Below are 18,458 nucleotides of genomic sequence, written 5' to 3'. Positions count from 1 at the left end.
CACAAGAAACCTGATCGCGGGCTGAGGTATCCCGGAGAATTCAGAGGATGGTCTTGTCGCGTCGTCTTCCATGTGTACTGCCCTCCCACCGGACACTTACGATGAAGCCGCTTATGCGAATTATTAATCTGCTCTGATTACCCGGCAGTGTGCGACCGTTATGATTGAATGTCAATTTAACTTGACACTAGACAGCATCATTCAGACGCAATGCCTTGTAAGACAAGCCTAAATTGTCGCACCCCCTAATCCCTTGAAGTTAATGCAATCAAAGATCGGCGATGTTCCGCCCGTCATCATAGTGTCGAAATCTGCGGTTTACACATGTCAATGTCCAAATGTGTAAATTATAATTGACACTTTTGGAGATCAGCACTTAGCATTGGAGATGATCATACGGCCGGCGAGGGAAAAGATGACGCCAGAAGCGCCGCATAAATCGAAATGCGCCATGCTATACACCGACGCGCAACGCGCGCGCCGCGACGCCACGGTCTGGACCATGGTTCAGGGGGTGCTGGCACCAGCCCAATTCATCGTCTTTCTGATCTCGCTCATCCTGGTTCTGAGGTTTCTTGCAACCGGTCTGGGCTACGAGGCGGCAACACTCTCCATCCTGGTTAAAACCGGCTTTCTCTACCTCATCATGGTGACCGGCGCGATTTGGGAAAAAGTCGTTTTCGATCAATACCTTTTCGCTCCCGCTTTCTTCTGGGAAGATGTCTTCAGCTTTGCGGTCATCGCTCTGCACACGGCCTATGTCTGGGCGCTTTTCGCGGACGCGCTTTCGCCCGCCGGATTGATGGTCCTGGCGCTTGCGGCCTACGCTGCCTACGTCATCAATGCGGGTCAATTCCTGCTCAAACTCCGGGCCGCGCGTCTGCAGGCGGGAGAGATCGCATGACCCGCCCTGAGGCCCTCAGAAACACCCGAACAGGCACCGAAAATCTGCCGCCGGTCAAGGGTTGCGGCAACGCGCCGATTCTAAAGCAACGCGGCCAACACGAAGTGTTTTGCGGCCTGACAGGCATCATCTGGCTGCACCGAAAGATGCAGGATGCGTTTTTTCTGGTGGTCGGATCGCGGACATGCGCGCATCTCCTGCAATCCGCGGCGGGCGTGATGATCTTTGCCGAGCCGCGCTTTGGCACCGCCATCCTCGAAGAGGGTGATCTCGCCGGCCTCAAGGACGCCCAGGACGAGCTTGAGCGCGTGGTCGCCGACCTTCTGGCCCGGCGCAGCGACATAAGGCAGCTTTTCCTGGTCGGCTCCTGCCCATCAGAGGTCATCAAGCTCGATCTGGCGCGTGCCGCCGAGAAACTCTCGGCGCGCTACGCCCCCAAAGTCCGGGTGCTCAATTTCTCCGGCTCAGGGATCGAGACCACCTTCACTGAGGGCGAGGATGCCTGCCTCGCCGCGATGGTCCCCGTCCTGCCCGAGACGGACAAACGGCATCTGATGCTGGTCGGTGCCCTACCCGACGTGGTCGAGGATCAGGCGCTCGACCTGCTGGCAAAACTCGGGATCGACGATGTGTCGGTCCTGCCCGCCCGTCATCTGGAGAGCGGTGTGGCCGTTGGCCCCAACACCGTCTTCGCCCTGACACAGCCGTTTCTGGGGGGCACCCATGCCGCCCTGGAACGGCGCGGGGCGCGTCACATTCCCGCGCCTTTCCCGTTCGGCGAGGAGGGCACCACCGCGTGGCTGTCCGCCGTTGCGCGGGAATTCGGCGTTGACCAGGCGCTTTTCGACGCCGTGACTGACGCGCCCCGCGCCCGCGCCAAAATGGCCGTGGCCAAGGCGGCGGAAAGCCTTTCGGGCAAATCCGTCTTCTTCTTCCCCGACAGTCAGCTTGAGATCCCGATGGCCCGTTTCCTGACCCGCGAATGCGGCATGGCGGCCATCGAGGTGTCGGCGCCTTACATCCACAAATCGATCGTCGGCCCCGATCTCGACCTGTTGGCCGAAGGGCCGGTGCTGGCCGAAGGGCAGGATGTCGACCTGCAACTGGACCGCTGCCGCACCGCCCAACCCGACCTGACGGTGTGCGGCCTTGGCCTCGCCAATCCGCTGGAAGCCGAGGGGATGGCGACCAAATGGGCCATCGAACTGGTGTTCACGCCGGTGCATTTCTACGAGCAGGCCGGTGATCTCGCTGGTCTATTTTCGCGCCCGCTCCGGCGGCGGCAGATGCTCAGGCTGGAGGCGGCGGAATGAAGCTCTCGGTCTGGACATATGAAGGCCCGCCCCATGTGGGCGCCCTGCGCGTGGCTACCGCGATGAAGGGTCTGCATTACGTCCTGCACGCGCCGCAGGGCGACACCTATGCCGATCTCTTGTTCACCATGATCGAGCGGCGCGACCATCGCCCACCTGTCACCTACACCACCTTCCAGGCCCGCGACCTGGGCAGTGACACGGCGAACCTCTTCAAGACCGCCTGCCAGAACGCTTATGACCGGTTCCAGCCGCAGGCACTGATCGTGGGGGCTTCTTGCACCGCCGAACTTATTCAGGACGATCCCGGCGGCATGGCCGAAACCATGGGCCTGCCGGTGCCGGTCATTCCGCTGGAACTGCCGAGCTACCAGCGCAAGGAAAACTTCGGCGCCGATGAGACGTTCTTCCAGATCACCCGCCATCTGGCCCGCCCGGTTGAACGGAATGCGCAGATCAGTGCCAACTTGATTGGGCCCACGGCGCTTGGCTTCCGGCATCGTGATGACGTCACCGAGGTCACCGCGCTCCTCGAAGAGATGGGGATCGCGGTCAATGTCTGTGCGCCCTACGGCGCGACGCCCGAGGAAATCACCCGTCTGGGGGCCGCGCATTTCAACGTGCTGATGTATCCCGAAACCGGCGAAAGTGCCTGTCGCTGGATGGAACGGGAGCTGGGCCAGCCCTATACGAAAACCATCCCCATCGGCGTCGGTGCAACGCGCGATTTCGTGACTGAAGTGGCCGAAATTGCAGGCGTGGCGCCCAGGCTTGATACCGACCGGCTGCGCCTGCCCTGGTATGCGGCCAGCGTCGACAGCACCTATCTCACCGGCAAGCGCGTTTTCCTCTTTGGCGACGGCACCCATGTGGCCGCCGCCGCCCGCATCGCCCGCGACGAGATGGGGTTCGAGGTGGTGGGCCTTGGCTGCTACAACCGCGAAATGGCCCGTCCGATCCGCGCTCTGGCCAAGGAGTATAACGTCGAGGCGCTCATTACCGACGATTACCTTGAGGTCGAACGCGCCATCGAAAAACTCGCGCCAGAGCTAATCCTTGGCACGCAGATGGAGCGTCATATCGGCAAACGTCTTGGCATCCCCTGCGCCGTGATTTCGGCCCCCGTCCATGTGCAGGACTTCCCGGCCCGCTATGCCCCGCAGATGGGCATCGAAGGCGCAAATGTGATTTTCGACACCTGGGTGCATCCGCTGGTTATGGGGCTTGAAGAGCATCTATTGCACATGTTCCGCGACGATTTCGAATTCCACGATGCCGCCGGGCCAAGCCATCACGGCGGCCACGCGCCGAAACCGGAAGAGACCGAAGCACCGGAGCCCAAGCGCCAGTCGGCCGAAGTGATCTGGCTGGCGGACGCGGAGAAGGAGCTCAAGAAGATCCCCTTCTTCGTGCGCGGAAAGGCCCGGCGCAATACCGAGATCTTCGCCGCCAACCAGGGCGTGCAGGAGATCAGCATCGACACGCTTTACGAAGCAAAGGCCCATTATGCGCGATGAGGTTTTCATATCCCGCGCCCAAAGCGCCTATAACGTCGTCATCCTGACGCTGGATAGCCATGCGGCGGGACCCTGCGCGCGGGTGGCCGACCAACTGGCACAAGATTTCCCCGGTCTGACGCTCAGTGTTCATGCCGCCGCCGAATGGGGCGAGTCGCCGGAGGCTTTGCATGAAGCCAAGGCGGCGATTGCCACCGGCGACATCATCATCGCCAATCTTCTCTTCCTCGAAGAGCATATCAACGCGATCCTTCCCGACCTGATGGCCCGGCGCGACGAATGCGACGCCATGGTGGGGATCATTGCCGATGCGGCAATCGTGAAGACCACCCGCATGGGCACGCTGGACATGTCGGCGCCGGAATCGAAAACCCGCAAGTTGCTGAAACGGCTGCGTGGCGCGGGCAAACCGTCGGTCGAAAAAGGCGCGCGCAAGATGAAACTCTTGCGGCAGTTGCCCCGCATCCTGCGGCTCATCCCCGGCAAGGCGCAGGATCTGCGCGCCTGGTTCCTGTCGATGCAATATTGGCTCGGCGCGTCGGATGATAACATCGACGCCATGGTGCGGTTCCTGATCTCGCGCTACTGCCGCATCGACGCCTGGCGCGGGGTGCGTGCGGCCGAACCGCTGAACTACCCCGATACCGGGCTCTATCACCCCGACCTGCCTGGCCGGATCACCACCGAAATCGCGGATCTGCCAACGCCGAAGGCGGCAACCGCCACGGTCGGCCTTCTGATGATGCGCAGCTATGTACTGTCCGGTGATACGGCGCATTACGACGCGGTCATTCGCGCGCTTGAGGCACGGGGCCTGCGCGTCTTGCCGGCCTTCGCCGGGGGGCTTGACGGGCGGCCCGCGATCGAGACCTTCTTTGTCGACGACACCACGCCCCGCATTGATGCGCTTCTATCTTTGACCGGATTCTCGCTGGTGGGCGGCCCGGCCTACAACGACAATGACGCCGCCATCAAGACACTGAAATCACTTGATGTTCCCTACGTCGCCGCACATCCTCTGGAGTTCCAGACATTGGCGCAATGGGCGGCGTCCCCACAAGGCCTCGGGCCGATCGAGACGACGATGCTGATCGCCCTGCCCGAACTCGATGGCGCGACCAACCCCACCGTCTTTGCCGGGCGGCATGGCCCCGAGGGCTGCTCGGCCTGCGCCCGGACATGCACAACCGCCTCGACCGTGAAGGCGATGGCCCCCTGCCCCGAGCGGATCGAACGCCTGACTGCGCGGATTGAAAACCTGGCCCTGCTGCGCCGCTCCGAGGCGGCCAAGCGGCGCGTGGGGATCGTCCTCTTCGGTTTCCCGCCCAATGCGGGTGCGGCCGGCACGGCGGCCTATCTCGATGTCTTCCGCTCGCTCCACAACACGCTGCATGCGATGGCCGCGCGGGGCTATGACCTCACCCCGCCCGAGACTGTCGAAGACCTGCGCGCCGCAGTGCTGGAGGGCAGCGCGCAGCGATACGGGCAGGACGCCAACGTGGCAGCCCATGTCAGCGCCGACGCGATCGTCGCGGGCACACCCTGGCTCGATGAGATCGAGGCGCAATGGGGTCCCGCGCCGGGCAAAGTGCAATCGGACGGACGCGGTGTGTTTGTGCTCGGCGCGCAGTTCGGCAATGTCTTTGTCGGCGTGCAACCGGCCTTCGGGTACGAGGGCGACCCGATGCGCCTGCTCTTTGAACGGGGGTTCGCCCCGACCCACGCATTCACGCAATTCTACCTCTGGCTCAAGAACACGTTCCACGCCGATGCGCTCCTGCATTTCGGCATGCACGGGGCGCTGGAATTCATGCCCGGGAAACAGGCGGGCCCGAGTGCTGCCTGCTGGCCCGATCGCCTGATCGGCGACATGCCGAATGTCTATCTCTATGCCTCGAACAACCCGTCCGAGGCGACGCTGGCCAAGCGCCGGTCGGGGGCCGTGACGGTCACACATCTGACCCCGCCGCTGGCCACATCTGGGCTCTACAAAGGGCTGGCCGAGCTGAAAGACAGCCTGACCCGCTGGCGCCAGACCGCCCCCGACGCCCCCGCGCGCGCCGAAATCGAGGCACTTATCAGCGAGCAGGCCGAGGCCGTCGATATGGACGGACGCGATCCGGAAACGCTCTGGCTCAAACTGCTGGAGACAGAGGATGCGTTGATCCCCGAGGGGCTACATGTGCTGGGCGAGCCGATGGCGGCCGAGGCGCGGGCAGATTACCTTGCCCTGCTGGCCGATAGCGATGACGAAACCCGCGCGCGGGTCGATCACCTCTTGCAGCGTGATAGCGAAATCCCCGCCCTGCTGAATGCGCTCGATGGCCGGTACACGCCCCCCGTTCCGGGCGGTGACCTGATCCGTTCGCCCGAAATCCTGCCCACGGGGCGCAACATCCACGCCTTCGACCCCTTCCGGATGCCCAGCGAATTTGCCTGCCGTGACGGGGCGAAGCAGGCAGATCTGCTGCTGGAAACGCACAAGACCCTGCCGCGCACCGTGGCGCTGGTGCTTTGGGGGTCTGACAATATCAAATCCGATGGAGCGCCGATTGCGCAGGCATTGGCGCTGATCGGGGCGAAGCCGCGCTTTGACAGTTTCGGACGGCTATGCGGTGCCGACCTGATGCCCCTCCAAGAGCTTGGCCGCCCGCGCATCGACGTGATCATGACCCTTTCGGGCATCTTCCGCGATCTGCTGCCGCTGCAGACCAAACTCCTCGCCGAAGCCGCATTGAAAGCCGCCAGCGCCGATGAGCCGGTGGAACAGAACTTCATCCGCGCCCATGCGCTGGCCTATGCCGAGCAGATGGGCTGCGATCTGGAAACCGCCGCGCTTAGGGTCTTTTCAAATGCCGAAGGCGCTTATGGTTCCAACGTCAACATGCTGGTCGATGGTTCCGCCTTTGGCGATGAGGACGAATTGGCCGATGCCTATCAGGCGCGCAAGAGCTTTGCTTACGGTGTCAATGGCAAGGCCGCGCAGAACGCCGAATTGCTCCAAAAAGTGCTCTGCGACGTCGATCTGGCCTACCAGAACCTTGAAAGCACCGAACTGGGTGTCACCTCGGTCGATCACTATTTCGACACGCTTGGCGGGATTTCCCGCGCGGTGCGCCGGGCGCGGGGCGGACAGGAAGCGGCGATCTATATCTCCGACACCACCCGTGGCGCAGGCAAGGTCCGCACACTGGCCGATCAGGTGGCGCTTGAGACCCGCTCGCGCTCGCTCAACCCGAAATTCCACGAAGCACTGCTGAAACACGGCGCCGAAGGCGTGCGGCAGATCGAAAGCCACGTGACCAATACCGTCGGCTGGTCCGCCACCACCGGCCAGGTCGAGCCGTGGGTCTATCAGCGGATATCGGAGACCTTCGTTCTCGACGAAGAGATGCGCCGCCGGATGAGCGATTTGAACCCGGCCGCCTCCTCGCGCATGGCGAACCGCCTGCTCGAAGCCCATGACCGCGCCTATTGGCAACCCGATGACGCCACACTCGACGCGCTGCGCGATGCCGCCGCCGAGATGGAAGACCGTTTGGAAGGGATCGCCGCCGAATGACACGCAACACGCATCAGAAAGGGACCACATCATGAGCCCCCGCGACGAAATCCCGATCCTCAAGGGCCAGGACGGCGAGGGCTCGGTGCAGGTGCATCAGGACCCCGCCAACCGGATCGAAGGCGCCAAGGTGTTTTCGGTCTATGGCAAGGGCGGCATCGGCAAATCCACCACCAGTTCCAACCTGTCGGCGGCCTTTGCCGCCATGGGCAAGCGCGTGTTGCAGATCGGCTGCGACCCGAAACATGACAGCACCTTTACCCTGACCGGTCGACTACAACCGACGGTGATCGACATCCTCAAGGAAGTCGATTTCCACCCCGAGGAGCTCCGCCCGGAGGATTTCGTCGCCGAAGGCTTTGGCGGCGTGAAATGTGTGGAGGCGGGCGGCCCACCGGCGGGCACCGGCTGCGGCGGTTATGTGGTGGGCCAAACCGTCAAACTTCTGAAACAACACCACATGCTCGAAGACACCGACGTGGTGATCTTCGACGTGCTGGGCGACGTGGTCTGCGGCGGGTTTGCCGCGCCGCTGCAACACGCTGACCGCGCGGTGATCGTGACCGCCAATGACTTCGACAGCATCTACGCGATGAACCGCATCATCGCCGCGGTGCAGGCGAAATCTGCGAACTACAAGGTCCGCCTGGCGGGCTGCGTGGCGAACCGGTCGAAGGACACCGACGAGGTCGATCGCTACTGCCGCACCGTGGGGTTCAATCGCATCGCCCATATGCCCGATATCGACGCCATTCGCCGCTCGCGCCTCAAGAAAAAGACGCTTTTCGAAATGGACGATGAGGACGACATCGTCGGCGCCCGCGCGGAATATGTGCGGCTGGCCGAGACGCTCTGGAACGGGACCGAACCGCTGGCGCCCGCCCCGATGGAAGACCGCGATATCTTTGAACTGCTGGGGTTTGACTGATGTCCTATGACCGCACGCTGACCCGGGTCGAAACCTATTTCGACAAGACCGCCACCCGCACCTGGGAGCGGCTGACCAGTGATGCGCCGGTGTCGAAAATTCGCGAGACCGTGCGGCGTGGCAGGGATCAGATGCGTGCGCAACTTCTGTCGCGCCTGCCCGAAGACCTCCGCGGCGCGCGGGTGCTAGATGCGGGCTGCGGCGCGGGACAGATGACCGCCGAACTGGCAGCGCGCGGCGCCACGGTGCTGGCTGCCGATATCTCGCCTTCGCTGATCGACATTGCCAAGACCCGTCTGCCACACGGCCTGCAGCACAACGTGCAATTCTATATCGGCGACATGCTGGAGCCGCGCCTGGGGCATTTCGATCATGTGATCGCGATGGACAGCCTGATCTATTACGGCGACGCAGATATCGCCAACGCTCTGACATCGCTTGGAAAACGCACGAAAGGGCGAGTGCTCTTCACCGTCGCGCCGCGCACGCCATTGCTGATGCTGATGTGGCGCGCCGGGCAGCTTTTCCCACGCTCCGACCGCTCGCCCACAATGGTGCCACATGCGCATCCGAACCTGGCACGGGCGCTGACCAAGGCCGAGGCGACCGGCACCCTGACCAACCTCAACCGGATCACATCCGGCTTCTACATCAGCCAGGCCATGGAGTATTGCCCATGATCCTGCCCCGCTCTGCCCTCCTGCAACTCTCGGCGCGCTATCTGCCCTTCGCGGATGCGGCGAGCGAGGGGTTGCCGATGGGGCAGTTGCTCAGGCTATCACTATTCCAGGTCTCGGTGGGCATGGCGACGGTGATGCTCCTCGGTACGCTCAACCGCGTGATGATCGTCGAACTCTCGGTCCCGGCCACCATCGTGGCCTTCATGATCGCCCTGCCGGTTTTGATCGCCCCTTTCCGGACGCTTCTGGGCTTCCGCTCGGACACGCACCGAAGTGCCATCGGCTGGAAACGCATCCCCTACCTCTGGTTTGGATCCCTCTGGCAAATGGGCGGGCTGGCTGTGATGCCTTTTGCGCTGCTGGTCCTCTCGGGCGAACAGGTGGTCGGTCCCGGCTGGGCGGGCGAAGTGCTGGCGGCCTTGGCCTTCCTCATGACCGGGCTTGGCCTGCATATGACGCAAACCGCCGGGCTGGCGCTTGCCACCGACCGCGCCGATCCCGAAACGCGACCCCGGGTCGTGGCGCTGCTTTACGTGATGTTCCTTCTGGGCATGGGCGTGTCGGCGGTCATCATCGGCTGGCTTCTGACCGACTTCACCAGCCTGACGTTGATCCGGGTTGTGCAGGGCGCCGCCGTCGTTGGCATCGTCCTGAACCTGATCGCCCTCTGGAAACAGGAAAAGGTCCGCCCGATGAGTCGCGAAGAGCGCAATCAACCGCGCCCGCGTTTCCGCGATGCCTGGGCCGATCTGATGAATGGCGGTCAGGCCGGGCGTCTTCTGGCCGTTGTCTTCTTCGGGACCATGGCGCTCAACATGCAGGATGTGCTGCTGGAGCCCTATGGCGGCGAAATCCTTGGCCTTTCGGTCTCGGCCACGACACTCCTGACCGCACTTTGGGCCGCGGGCGCCTTGGGTGGCTTCGCCTTGGCGGGCCGGATGCTGGCGCGGGGGCGCGATGCCTACCGGATCGCCGGGGCCGGGCTTGTGGTCGGAATTTACGCCTTCTCGGCGGTGATCTTCGCGGCACCGATGAATTCCGCCATCATCTTCTTCGCCGGCGCTGGCCTCATTGGCTTCGGCGGCGGGCTTTTCGCGGTCTCGACCCTGATCGCCGCGATGAACATGAAGGCCCATGGTGCGGCGGGACATGGCCTGGCGCTCGGCGCCTGGGGCGCGGCGCAGGCGACGGCCGCCGGGCTTGCCATCGCGCTTGGCGGGGCGCTACGCGACTGGGTCAATGCCCTGGCGACATCCGGCGCCTGGGGCGAGGCGTTGAACACGCCCGCCACCGGATATTCCTTTGTTTACCACATCGAAATCGGGCTGCTCTTCGTGACGCTGGCCCTCCTTGGGCCGCTCGTTCGCCGGGCGCGCCCTTCACAGCACAAGAAATCGGCCCCGGTCGGCCTGGCCGATTTCCCGACATGAGATGCCGACCGCGGAAAGGACACTCAGATGACTGAACCCTTCTTTGGAAACTTCGACCTGGCCAGCCTGACACTTTGGCTGTTCTGGGTCTTCTTCGCCTTGCTGATCTTCTACATCCAGCGCGAAAACATGCGCGAGGGCTACCCGCTCGAGGATGATGACGGCAACACATCGGCCAATCAGGGCATGTTCCCAGTTCCCGATGACAAGACCTTCAAACTGCCCCATGGCCGAGGCGAGAAAACCGTCCCGTCCGGGCAAACGCCGGAACGGGCAGACTTGCCGCTTGAAAAGACCGCCGCGGGTAACGGCTTTCCGTTCGCGCCCACCGGCGATCCGATGGCTGACGGGGTTGGCCCCGCCTCCTGGGCGCCGCGCCGCGACGTGCCGGAACTTGACGGTCACGGCCACCCCAAGATCGTGCCAATGTCGGGCAACGATCATTTCAACGTCGCAGCCGGTCGCGATCCGCGCGGCCTGCCGGTCGAGGCCGGTGATGGCGCGGTGGTGGGCACGATCACGGATCTCTGGCTCGATGCACCGGAACAGTTGGTACGCTATCTCGAAGTCGAACTGGACGGTGATCACGGCAGCGGCAAGCGCCTGATCCCGTTGCCGATGGCGCGCATCCGCAGGGACCGGGTCAAGGTCCGCTCGATCTTCGGCAAGCATTTCGCGGGGGTGCCGCAACATGCCGCGACCCATCAGGTCACTTTGCTCGAAGAGGACAAGATCACCGGCTACTACGGCGGTGGCACCCTCTATGCCAGCGAAGCGCGGCAAGAGCCGCAACTGGGCTGACCGCAAGAGGGGGACGCAGCCATGAGCCACGACGATTTCGCCATCGAGCCCGTCAAGGGCCTGCCGGAACGCCCACCCGAGGGCGAACAGATCTTGTGGCAGGGCCGACCGAACTGGTGGGCGCTGACCCGCGAGGCGCTCAACCTTTACTGGGTCGCTGGCTACTTCGTGCTGCTGGCCGCATGGCGCTTCGCCACGATGGTCGATCAGGTCGGGTTTGGCACCGCCTTCGCGGCCTCTTCGCCCTTCCTCATCATGGGGGCGCTGGTTTGTGGGCTTCTGATGATCGTGGGCTTTGTCCAGGCCCGCGCCACCGTCTACACCATCACCAACGCCCGCGTCGCAATGCGGATCGGGGCGGCATTGACCGTCACGCTGAACCTGCCCTTCACCCAGATCGCCAATGCCGATCTCGACCTGCGCCGCGGCGGCACGGGAACCATTGCGCTAGATCTCCTGGGCAAGACGCGCCTGTCCTACATCGTCTGCTGGCCGCATGTGCGCCCCTGGAAGCTACGCCGCACCCAGCCTGCCCTGCGCTGCATCCCGGACGCCGACACCGTGGCGCGCCTTCTGGCCGACGCGGCAGAGGCGCGTATCAGCACACCAAAGATCACCCGAACCACCCCCGCTGCGGCAGTGGCCGCCGAATAAAACAAGAGGCAACCGATGGTCCAGATAGACACCAGACCAGCCCCGAAGGCCCATGACAAAGAGTTGATCCCCCGCGTCATGGTGCGCGCCATGCTGGCGCTGGTCCTGGCCTGTCTGACCCTCGTGACACTTGCGCGACTGACCGATACGCCGCTGATTGCCACACCGCCTGACGGCAAGGTCGTGGCCAGCCGCATTGTCAGCCTCTCGGTCGACACCAGCGGCGCCGCCACGATCCGCGACGAGACCGGCACCGTGATTGCCGATCTGCCCCCCGAACAGGGCGGCTTCATCTCGGGCGTGGGCCGGGTTGTGGAGCGCGAACGGCTCAAGAACCGGGTCGCGCTTGACGGGCCTGTCACGCTGATCTGGCAGGATACCGGACGCATTTCAATTCAAGACCCCAGCACAGGCTGGAGCGCCGATTTAATGGGATTCGGCGCAGATAACGCCAGGGCCTTTGCGCGGCTACTGGCACCATGAGAGAGGAGGCCAATAATGGGATGGCTTACCAAAGATATCGAACACGCGCCGTGTACTGTGGAAATCAGTCACAAGTTCGAAAGTCTGCATGCACATGTCCGCTTCAATAACGGAGCGGTCGTCTACCCCGGTGACGAGGTCAAGGTCCACGGACCCGAGATCATGGCACCCTTCGGTGAGATCGTCAGCGAGGATCGCGATGCGACCATCGTACGCGCCTCGGCGCTGGAACGGCTCTGGACCCGTCTGACGGGCGATTTCGAAGTCATGGAGCTTTGTGAATTCTCGTTCTCCGAGGAGGTGACGCTATGAACATGCACACAAAAAACCCGCGCCCCTCCGGGGCGACACACACCGCCGATGCCACCACCGTCGAAGAGGGCCTGGCCATCGCCGAGGAACTCGACAAGCAATATACCGACGAGATGGCGACCGAGACCGCGATGGCCAATACGTTGCTGACCCCGCGCTTCTACACCACGGATTTCGATGAGCTGGACGCGATTGACGTCAGTTCGGTCCGCGAGGATTGGGATAAGCTCATCGCGCAGATGGTGAGCGACCCCAACAAGGGTCATTTCAAGAAGAACGAAGACTGGGATCACGTCGATTGGGAGGGGATGGAGCCGCAGCTCAAGAAGGAGTTCATCGACTTCCTCATTAGCTCCTGCACCGCCGAGTTCTCGGGTTGCGTCCTCTACAAGGAGATGAAGCGGCGCGGTAACAACGACGACATCACGCAGCTTTTCCAACTGATGGCGCGCGACGAAGCCCGTCATGCGGGCTTCATCAACGATGCGCTGCGCGAGGCCGGACTTCGGGTCAATCTGGGTTTCCTGACCCAGAAGAAGAAATACACCTATTTCCGGCCCAAGTTCATCTACTACGCCACCTACCTCAGCGAAAAGATCGGCTATGCCCGGTACATCACCATTTTCCGGCATCTGCAGGCGAACCCCGAACATCGGTTCCACCCGATCTTCAAGTGGTTCGAAGAGTGGTGCAATGACGAGTTCAGCCATGGCGAGGCTTTTGCCCTGCTGATGAAGACCGACCCGAAACTGACCTCCGGGCGCAACGTGCTCTGGATCAAGTTCTTCCTGACGGCGGTCTATGCCACGATGTTCGTCCGCGATCATCAGCGTCCGGCCTTTCACGAGGCGCTTGGCGTCGATCCCGACTGGTACGCGCATGAGGTCTTCACCAAGACTTCTGAGCTGTCGAAACAGATCTTCCCGATCACGCTCGACATCGACAATCCACGGTGGTTGCCGCTGCTCCGGCGGCTGCAAAAGGCCAATGTCGATCTGGCCGAGGCCAAGGCAGGCTCAGGCCCGCTGGCTCTGCTGCGCAGGATCACATCGAGCGCCCGTGCGGCCACGGCCTTTGCCGGGCTCTACTTCATCCCGGTGAAAAAGCACAAAGTGCCCGCCTCAACCCGGCTGGAGCCGGTCTATTGAGACGACCAGCGGACGATATCGCACCCCGCGCCCCGGACATGATCCGGGGCCCCCGCCCTGTATCGGTGTTCCTGGGTCAAGCCCGGGAAAGGGGGCGCGCATGACATCACCCTGGATCGCCGCACTCTTTGCGCTTTTTGCCTGGTGGTTCTCCACCGGGGCGATCCTGTGGGCGGTGCGTCACGCCGACCGGCGGGGGCAGCAGGCCCGGGTGATCTGCACAATCGCGGGCCTGCCGATACTGGCGCTTGGCATCTGGGGCTTCGGCACCACCCTTTCGAACCCTGGCTTACCTGCGGCCTATGGCGCGTTCCTGTCGGCATTGGCGATCTGGGGCTGGATCGAACTGGCCTTTCTCACCGGCGCGATCACCGGGCCAAACGTCTATGATTGTCCCGACGACACACCGGAATGGGAGCGTTTCATCCGCGCCTGGGGCACGATTGCCTATCACGAGATGCTGCTTGTCGGGGTGTTGGTCCTGATCTGGATCTATGGCCATGGCGCGATCAACAGCTTTGGCCTCTGGACCTTCACGATCCTTTATATCGCGCGGATTTCTGCCAAGCTGAACCTGTTTTACGGCGTGCCACGGATCAACACCGAGTTCATTCCCGACGCATTGCGCCACCTGCCGAGCCATTTCCGCATCTCGCGGCTGAACTGGCTCTTTCCGATCTCGATCACGGCGCTGAGTTTTGCCACTGCCTGCTGGCTCGAACGGCTTTATTCCGCGACCACGGCGGCCGAGGCCGCAGGTTTCGCCTTGCTCAGCGCCATCACCGCGCTCGCACTTCTTGAACACTGGCTGATGGTGCTGCCCGTGCCTGACGCGAAACTCTGGCGCTGGATGCTGCCCGCGCCCAAACCCACACACAAGTCACGACAACCGGAGGGGACCCATGGATTTTGATGCCATGTTTACAGCGCAGCTGGAGGCGCTGAAGGAAGAAGGAAATTATCGCATCTTCGCCGAACTTGAACGGCGCTGCGGTGATTTCCCCAAAGCCAAGAGCCACGATGACGATGCGCCAGACGAAGTAACCGTCTGGTGTTCCAACGATTATCTGGGCATGGGTCAGCACCCGGTGGTCCGGCAGGCGATGAAGGACACGATCGACAGTTGCGGCGCTGGCGCAGGTGGGACACGCAACATCTCGGGCACCAACCACCACCATGTGGAGCTTGAACGCGAGCTTGCTGATCTGCATGGCAAGGAGGATGCGCTGCTCTTTACCTCGGGCTATGTCTCCAACTGGGCGGCGCTCAGCACCTTGGGCAGCCGGTTGCCCGATGCGGTGATCCTGTCGGATGCGCTGAACCATGCCTCGATGATCGAAGGCATCCGCCACTCGCGCGCCAGGAAAGTCATTTGGAAACATAACGACCCCGAAGATCTGGACCGCAAGCTCGCCACCCTCCCGGCCAATGCGCCCAAGATCGTCGCGTTCGAATCCGTCTATTCCATGGATGGCGACATCTGCCCCATGGCCGAGATCGTAGAGGTGGCCGAAAAGCACGGCGCAATGACCTATCTCGACGAGGTCCATGCGGTCGGGCTCTACGGCCCCCGCGGTGGCGGGATCAGCGAACGCGAGGGGCTGTCGGATCGGATCACCCTGATCGAAGGGACACTCGGCAAGGCGTATGGCTGCGTCGGTGGCTATATCAGCGGCTCGTCCGCGATGTGCGATTTCGTCCGCTCCTTTGCGTCCGGTTTCATCTTCACCACCGCGCTGCCCCCGGCGGTTGCGGCGGCGGCAAAGACCTCTATCGCGCATCTCAAGACGTCGCAGATCGAGCGCCAGCAGCAGCGCCGGCAGGTCGCGCGCCTGCGTGCAAAACTCGATGCCTATGGCATTCCGCATATGGACAATCCCAGTCACATCATTCCGGTCCTGATCAAGGATCCGGTCAAATGCCGGATGCTCTCGGACATCCTGATGCGCGATTACGGAATCTACGTGCAGCCGATCAACTATCCGACCGTCCCCAAGGGCACCGAACGGTTGCGGTTCACGCCCGGCCCATTGCATTCGGATGCCGATATCGACCGGCTGGTCGAGGCGCTCAACGTGCTGTGGAAGCAATGCGCCATTGCGCATGCTGTCGCCTGAAGGAACACAACCCAATCTCCCGCGTTGATATTTTACGGGGTGAGCTAAGTCTTTTGCGTAGAAACAAGGGAGAACGAAATGAAAGCCAGTATTTTTGCGGCATGCACGACACTTGCATTCGCATTGCCAGCCTTTGCCGACGGCCATGCGACCGGCGACGCCGAGGCGGGCAAGAAAGAGTTCAACAAGTGCAAAGCCTGCCACATGATTCAGGACGCGGACGGTACAGACATCGTCAAGGGCGGCAAAACCGGCCCCAACCTTTACGGTATCCACGACCGGACCGCCGGATCAGTTGAAGGCTACAAATACTCCAAGTCGATGGTTGCCGCGGGCGAGGCCGGGCTGGCCTGGGCCGAAGAGGATTTCGTAGCTTATGTGGCCGATCCCACGGGGTTCCTGAAGGAAAACCTCGGCGATGACGGCGCGCGGGGCAAGATGACCTTCAAGCTCAAGAAAGAAGAGGCGGCCCGCAATGTCTGGGCCTATCTGGTGTCGGTCGGACCCGACGAAGGCAGCTGATTGCACAACAAAGCTTAAGAAAAGCCGCGCCGGTCACACCAGCGCGGCTTTTTCATGTCTGCGCCGCGAGATCACCGGGCGAGTGACAAAGGCACGACATCGCCCGATTGGCCAAGCGCCTGCCGGACTGTCGCCGCGATATCCGCCGCCGTCATGCCCGCATCGGCATACATCTCCGCCGGGCTGGCCTGTTCGATGAAGCGGTCGGGCAGGCAGATGTTTCGGATGACCAACCCCTGGTCAAACGCCCCGTTCCGCGCCAGCGAGTGCAGGACCACCGAGCCAAAACCACCTTCGGCCCCCTGCTCGACCGTGATGAGCGCGCGGTGATGGCGTGCAAGTTGCAGCACCAGATCCGTATCCAGCGGCTTGGCGAACCGCGCATCTGCAAGCGTGACACTCACGCCATCTTGCGCCAGCAGATCAGCCGCCGCGCGACATTCCGAGAGATGCGCCCCGAAGGAGAGGATAGCCACATCTTCGCCTTCCGCAACGACACGGCCTTTGCCAATCTCCAGCACCTCACCCTGCGCAGGTATCTCGACACCCTCACCGGCGCCGCGCGGATAGCGGAAGGCGATCGGCCCCTCCTCATGGGCCACCGATGTCGCCACCATATGCGTCAGTTCTGCTTCATCCGACGCCGCCATGACCGTAAAGCCCGGCAGGTTACTCAGATAGCCGATGTCGAAGCTGCCCGCATGGGTCGCGCCATCGGCCCCGACAAGCCCCGCGCGATCAATGGCAAAGCGCAAGGGCAGGCCCTGGAGCGCGACGTCATGCACCACCTGATCGAACCCGCGTTGCAGGAAGGTTGAATAAATCGCGCAGAAAGGCTTGAGCCCGCTCGCCGCCATTCCGGCCGCGAAAGTCACCGCGTGCTGCTCGGCGATGCCCACGTCAAAAACCCGCGCGGGAAACCGTTCGGCCATGATATTCACGCCGGTGCCTGAGGGCATGGCCGCGGTCACCGCCACCACATCCGGATCACGCGCGGCCTCTTCGGTCAGCGCCTTGCCGAAAACCGAGGTATAGGAGGGCGCACCGCCCCCCTTCTTGGCCATGGTGCCGGTTTCCACATCAAATTTCGACACGCCGTGATACTTGTCGGCACTGGTCTCGGCGGGCGCATATCCCTTACCCTTGACCGTGCAGCAATGGATCAGGACCGGCCCCGTCGCCCGCACCCGCGCCGCGCGCAGCACCGGTAAGAGTTGGTTCATGTCGTGGCCGTTAATTGGCCCTACATATTCAAACCCCAACTCTTCGAACAACGTCCCCGAGCCGGTCAAGCCATTTGCCAACTGCCGCGCTCGTTTCGCGCCTTCGCGAAGGGGTGTAGGTAATGCAGCCTCAAACCCTTCGGCAAGGGACTTCATCTTGGCCAGCGGTTCATTGGCATAGAGGCCGGAAAGATAGCTCGACATCGCGCCCACCGGTGGAGCGATGCTCATCTCGTTGTCATTGAGAATGACGAATATTCGCCGTCCCTCGGCCCCTGCGTTGTTAAGCGCCTCATAGGCCATCCCGGCGCTTATCGAGCCATCGCCTATCACCGCGATCGCATCGCCGGTGGGCTGACCCATATCGCGCCCAACAGTGAAGCCCAGGGCGGCACTGATCGAGGTCGAACTATGCGCCGCGCCGAACGGATCAAACTTCGACTCGCTGCGCTTGGTGAAGCCGCTCAGCCCGTTCTTTTGCCGCAACGTGCGGATACGGTCGCGCCTTCCGGTCAGGATCTTGTGCGGATAGCATTGATGACCCACGTCCCAGATCAGCTTGTCCATCGGCGTGTTGAACACCGCATGGATCGCCACGCTCAACTCAACCACGCCAAGGCCAGAGCCCAGGTGCCCGCCGGTTTCCGACACCGCGTCGATCACCTCGGCGCGCAATTCGTCGGCCAAAGCGGCCAGTTGATGGTCGGGCATCTGCCGCAGGTCCGCTGGCCCGGCAACGCGGTCCAGAAGTGGTGTTTTGGGTCTTTGATGTGTCATCGCTCGCCCCCTTGGCAGTGGTTGGCTGGCGTCACCTGCGAAGTCGGTCGCGACCGGCGCGACGCGAGGGGAAACAGGGGCGGCAGC

General features: G+C 62.7%; 16 protein-coding genes. 15 read left to right on the top strand and 1 reads right to left on the bottom strand.

Annotation, left to right across the window (positions count from 1 at the left end):
- Nucleotides 1-415: 415 nt before the first annotated feature.
- The 15 genes from bchF (at nt 416) to RBB29_RS19390 (ending at nt 16,371) form a co-directional block, all read left to right on the top strand.
- Nucleotides 416-904, top strand: coding sequence for a 2-vinyl bacteriochlorophyllide hydratase (gene bchF, locus RBB29_RS19460; RefSeq protein ID WP_306116549.1), 489 nt, complete (start codon nt 416-418; stop codon nt 902-904).
- Complete coding sequence (locus tag RBB29_RS19455) at nt 901-2,217, top strand: ferredoxin:protochlorophyllide reductase (ATP-dependent) subunit N (RefSeq protein WP_306116522.1); 1,317 nt, start codon at nt 901-903, stop codon at nt 2,215-2,217. The genes bchF and RBB29_RS19455 overlap by 4 nt, the downstream gene beginning before the upstream one ends.
- The gene (gene bchB / locus RBB29_RS19450; protein WP_306116523.1) at nt 2,214-3,734 is read left to right on the top strand and encodes a ferredoxin:protochlorophyllide reductase (ATP-dependent) subunit B; all 1,521 of its coding nucleotides are present in this window, start codon (nt 2,214-2,216) and stop codon (nt 3,732-3,734) included. The genes RBB29_RS19455 and bchB overlap by 4 nt, the downstream gene beginning before the upstream one ends.
- Nucleotides 3,724-7,296 carry a magnesium chelatase subunit H gene (locus RBB29_RS19445; RefSeq protein WP_306116524.1) on the top strand — a complete coding sequence of 1,191 codons (3,573 nt, stop codon included), beginning with the start codon at nt 3,724-3,726 and terminating at the stop codon, nt 7,294-7,296. Before bchB ends, RBB29_RS19445 begins: the two co-directional genes overlap by 11 nt.
- Nucleotides 7,297-7,327: 31 nt before the next feature.
- Nucleotides 7,328-8,224: a ferredoxin:protochlorophyllide reductase (ATP-dependent) iron-sulfur ATP-binding protein gene (gene bchL / locus RBB29_RS19440; RefSeq protein ID WP_306116525.1), complete on the top strand. Its 897-nt coding sequence runs from the start codon at nt 7,328-7,330 to the stop codon at nt 8,222-8,224.
- Entirely contained in the window at nt 8,224-8,904 is a 681-nt protein-coding gene (gene bchM / locus RBB29_RS19435; RefSeq protein WP_306116526.1) for a magnesium protoporphyrin IX methyltransferase, read from the top strand. The genes bchL and bchM overlap by 1 nt, the downstream gene beginning before the upstream one ends.
- On the top strand, nt 8,901-10,334 hold the full coding sequence (locus tag RBB29_RS19430) for a PucC family protein (protein ID WP_306116527.1): 1,434 nt from the start codon (nt 8,901-8,903) through the stop codon (nt 10,332-10,334). The genes bchM and RBB29_RS19430 overlap by 4 nt, the downstream gene beginning before the upstream one ends.
- A gap of 27 nt (nt 10,335-10,361) precedes the next feature.
- The gene (gene puhA / locus RBB29_RS19425; protein ID WP_306116528.1) at nt 10,362-11,135 is read left to right on the top strand and encodes a photosynthetic reaction center subunit H; all 774 of its coding nucleotides are present in this window, start codon (nt 10,362-10,364) and stop codon (nt 11,133-11,135) included.
- Nucleotides 11,136-11,156: 21 nt separating this feature from the next.
- Nucleotides 11,157-11,789 (top strand): photosynthetic complex putative assembly protein PuhB, encoded by a 633-nt coding sequence (gene puhB, locus RBB29_RS19420; RefSeq protein WP_306116529.1) that lies wholly within the window; start codon nt 11,157-11,159, stop codon nt 11,787-11,789.
- Nucleotides 11,790-11,804: 15 nt separating this feature from the next.
- Nucleotides 11,805-12,272, top strand: a complete 468-nt coding sequence (puhC, locus tag RBB29_RS19415; RefSeq protein ID WP_306116530.1) for a photosynthetic complex assembly protein PuhC — start codon at nt 11,805-11,807, stop codon at nt 12,270-12,272.
- A gap of 15 nt (nt 12,273-12,287) precedes the next feature.
- Nucleotides 12,288-12,584, top strand: a complete 297-nt coding sequence (locus RBB29_RS19410; protein ID WP_306116531.1) for a hypothetical protein — start codon at nt 12,288-12,290, stop codon at nt 12,582-12,584.
- Nucleotides 12,581-13,732: a magnesium-protoporphyrin IX monomethyl ester (oxidative) cyclase gene (gene acsF / locus RBB29_RS19405; RefSeq protein ID WP_371931529.1), complete on the top strand. Its 1,152-nt coding sequence runs from the start codon at nt 12,581-12,583 to the stop codon at nt 13,730-13,732. The genes RBB29_RS19410 and acsF overlap by 4 nt, the downstream gene beginning before the upstream one ends.
- Before the next feature lie 100 nt (nt 13,733-13,832).
- A complete protein-coding gene (puhE, locus tag RBB29_RS19400) occupies nt 13,833-14,645 on the top strand; it encodes a putative photosynthetic complex assembly protein PuhE (protein ID WP_306116532.1) in 813 nt (270 codons plus the stop codon).
- The gene (hemA, locus tag RBB29_RS19395) at nt 14,635-15,849 is read left to right on the top strand and encodes a 5-aminolevulinate synthase (protein ID WP_306116533.1); all 1,215 of its coding nucleotides are present in this window, start codon (nt 14,635-14,637) and stop codon (nt 15,847-15,849) included. The genes puhE and hemA overlap by 11 nt, the downstream gene beginning before the upstream one ends.
- Nucleotides 15,850-15,927: 78 nt before the next feature.
- Nucleotides 15,928-16,371 carry a cytochrome c family protein gene (locus RBB29_RS19390; RefSeq protein ID WP_306116534.1) on the top strand — a complete coding sequence of 148 codons (444 nt, stop codon included), beginning with the start codon at nt 15,928-15,930 and terminating at the stop codon, nt 16,369-16,371.
- Between the two features lie 71 nt (nt 16,372-16,442).
- On the opposite strand, the gene dxs is transcribed toward RBB29_RS19390, so the two are convergent.
- The gene (gene dxs / locus RBB29_RS19385; protein WP_306116535.1) at nt 16,443-18,371 is read right to left on the bottom strand and encodes a 1-deoxy-D-xylulose-5-phosphate synthase; all 1,929 of its coding nucleotides are present in this window, start codon (nt 18,369-18,371) and stop codon (nt 16,443-16,445) included.
- Nucleotides 18,372-18,458: the final 87 nt, after the last annotated feature.

This window comes from Roseovarius sp. MMSF_3359, assembly GCF_030733385.1.
In the GTDB taxonomy this organism is placed as follows: Bacteria; Pseudomonadota; Alphaproteobacteria; order Rhodobacterales; family Rhodobacteraceae; genus Roseovarius.
Note: the sequence above shows the minus strand (reverse complement) of the source record. Positions and strands in the feature narration are given on the sequence as shown.

What these genes read in the sequence shown, in the direction of transcription:
- bchF (WP_306116549.1), top strand. Translation starts at nt 416, where the DNA reads ATGACGCCAGAAGCGCCGCATAAATCGAAATGCGCCATGCTATACACC.
- RBB29_RS19455 (WP_306116522.1), top strand. Translation starts at nt 901, where the DNA reads ATGACCCGCCCTGAGGCCCTCAGAAACACCCGAACAGGCACCGAAAAT.
- bchB (WP_306116523.1), top strand. Translation starts at nt 2,214, where the DNA reads ATGAAGCTCTCGGTCTGGACATATGAAGGCCCGCCCCATGTGGGCGCC.
- RBB29_RS19445 (WP_306116524.1), top strand. Translation starts at nt 3,724, where the DNA reads ATGCGCGATGAGGTTTTCATATCCCGCGCCCAAAGCGCCTATAACGTC.
- bchL (WP_306116525.1), top strand. Translation starts at nt 7,328, where the DNA reads ATGAGCCCCCGCGACGAAATCCCGATCCTCAAGGGCCAGGACGGCGAG.
- bchM (WP_306116526.1), top strand. Translation starts at nt 8,224, where the DNA reads ATGTCCTATGACCGCACGCTGACCCGGGTCGAAACCTATTTCGACAAG.
- RBB29_RS19430 (WP_306116527.1), top strand. Translation starts at nt 8,901, where the DNA reads ATGATCCTGCCCCGCTCTGCCCTCCTGCAACTCTCGGCGCGCTATCTG.
- puhA (WP_306116528.1), top strand. Translation starts at nt 10,362, where the DNA reads ATGACTGAACCCTTCTTTGGAAACTTCGACCTGGCCAGCCTGACACTT.
- puhB (WP_306116529.1), top strand. Translation starts at nt 11,157, where the DNA reads ATGAGCCACGACGATTTCGCCATCGAGCCCGTCAAGGGCCTGCCGGAA.
- puhC (WP_306116530.1), top strand. Translation starts at nt 11,805, where the DNA reads ATGGTCCAGATAGACACCAGACCAGCCCCGAAGGCCCATGACAAAGAG.
- RBB29_RS19410 (WP_306116531.1), top strand. Translation starts at nt 12,288, where the DNA reads ATGGGATGGCTTACCAAAGATATCGAACACGCGCCGTGTACTGTGGAA.
- acsF (WP_371931529.1), top strand. Translation starts at nt 12,581, where the DNA reads ATGAACATGCACACAAAAAACCCGCGCCCCTCCGGGGCGACACACACC.
- puhE (WP_306116532.1), top strand. Translation starts at nt 13,833, where the DNA reads ATGACATCACCCTGGATCGCCGCACTCTTTGCGCTTTTTGCCTGGTGG.
- hemA (WP_306116533.1), top strand. Translation starts at nt 14,635, where the DNA reads ATGGATTTTGATGCCATGTTTACAGCGCAGCTGGAGGCGCTGAAGGAA.
- RBB29_RS19390 (WP_306116534.1), top strand. Translation starts at nt 15,928, where the DNA reads ATGAAAGCCAGTATTTTTGCGGCATGCACGACACTTGCATTCGCATTG.
- dxs (WP_306116535.1), bottom strand. Translation starts at nt 18,371, where the DNA reads ATGACACATCAAAGACCCAAAACACCACTTCTGGACCGCGTTGCCGGG.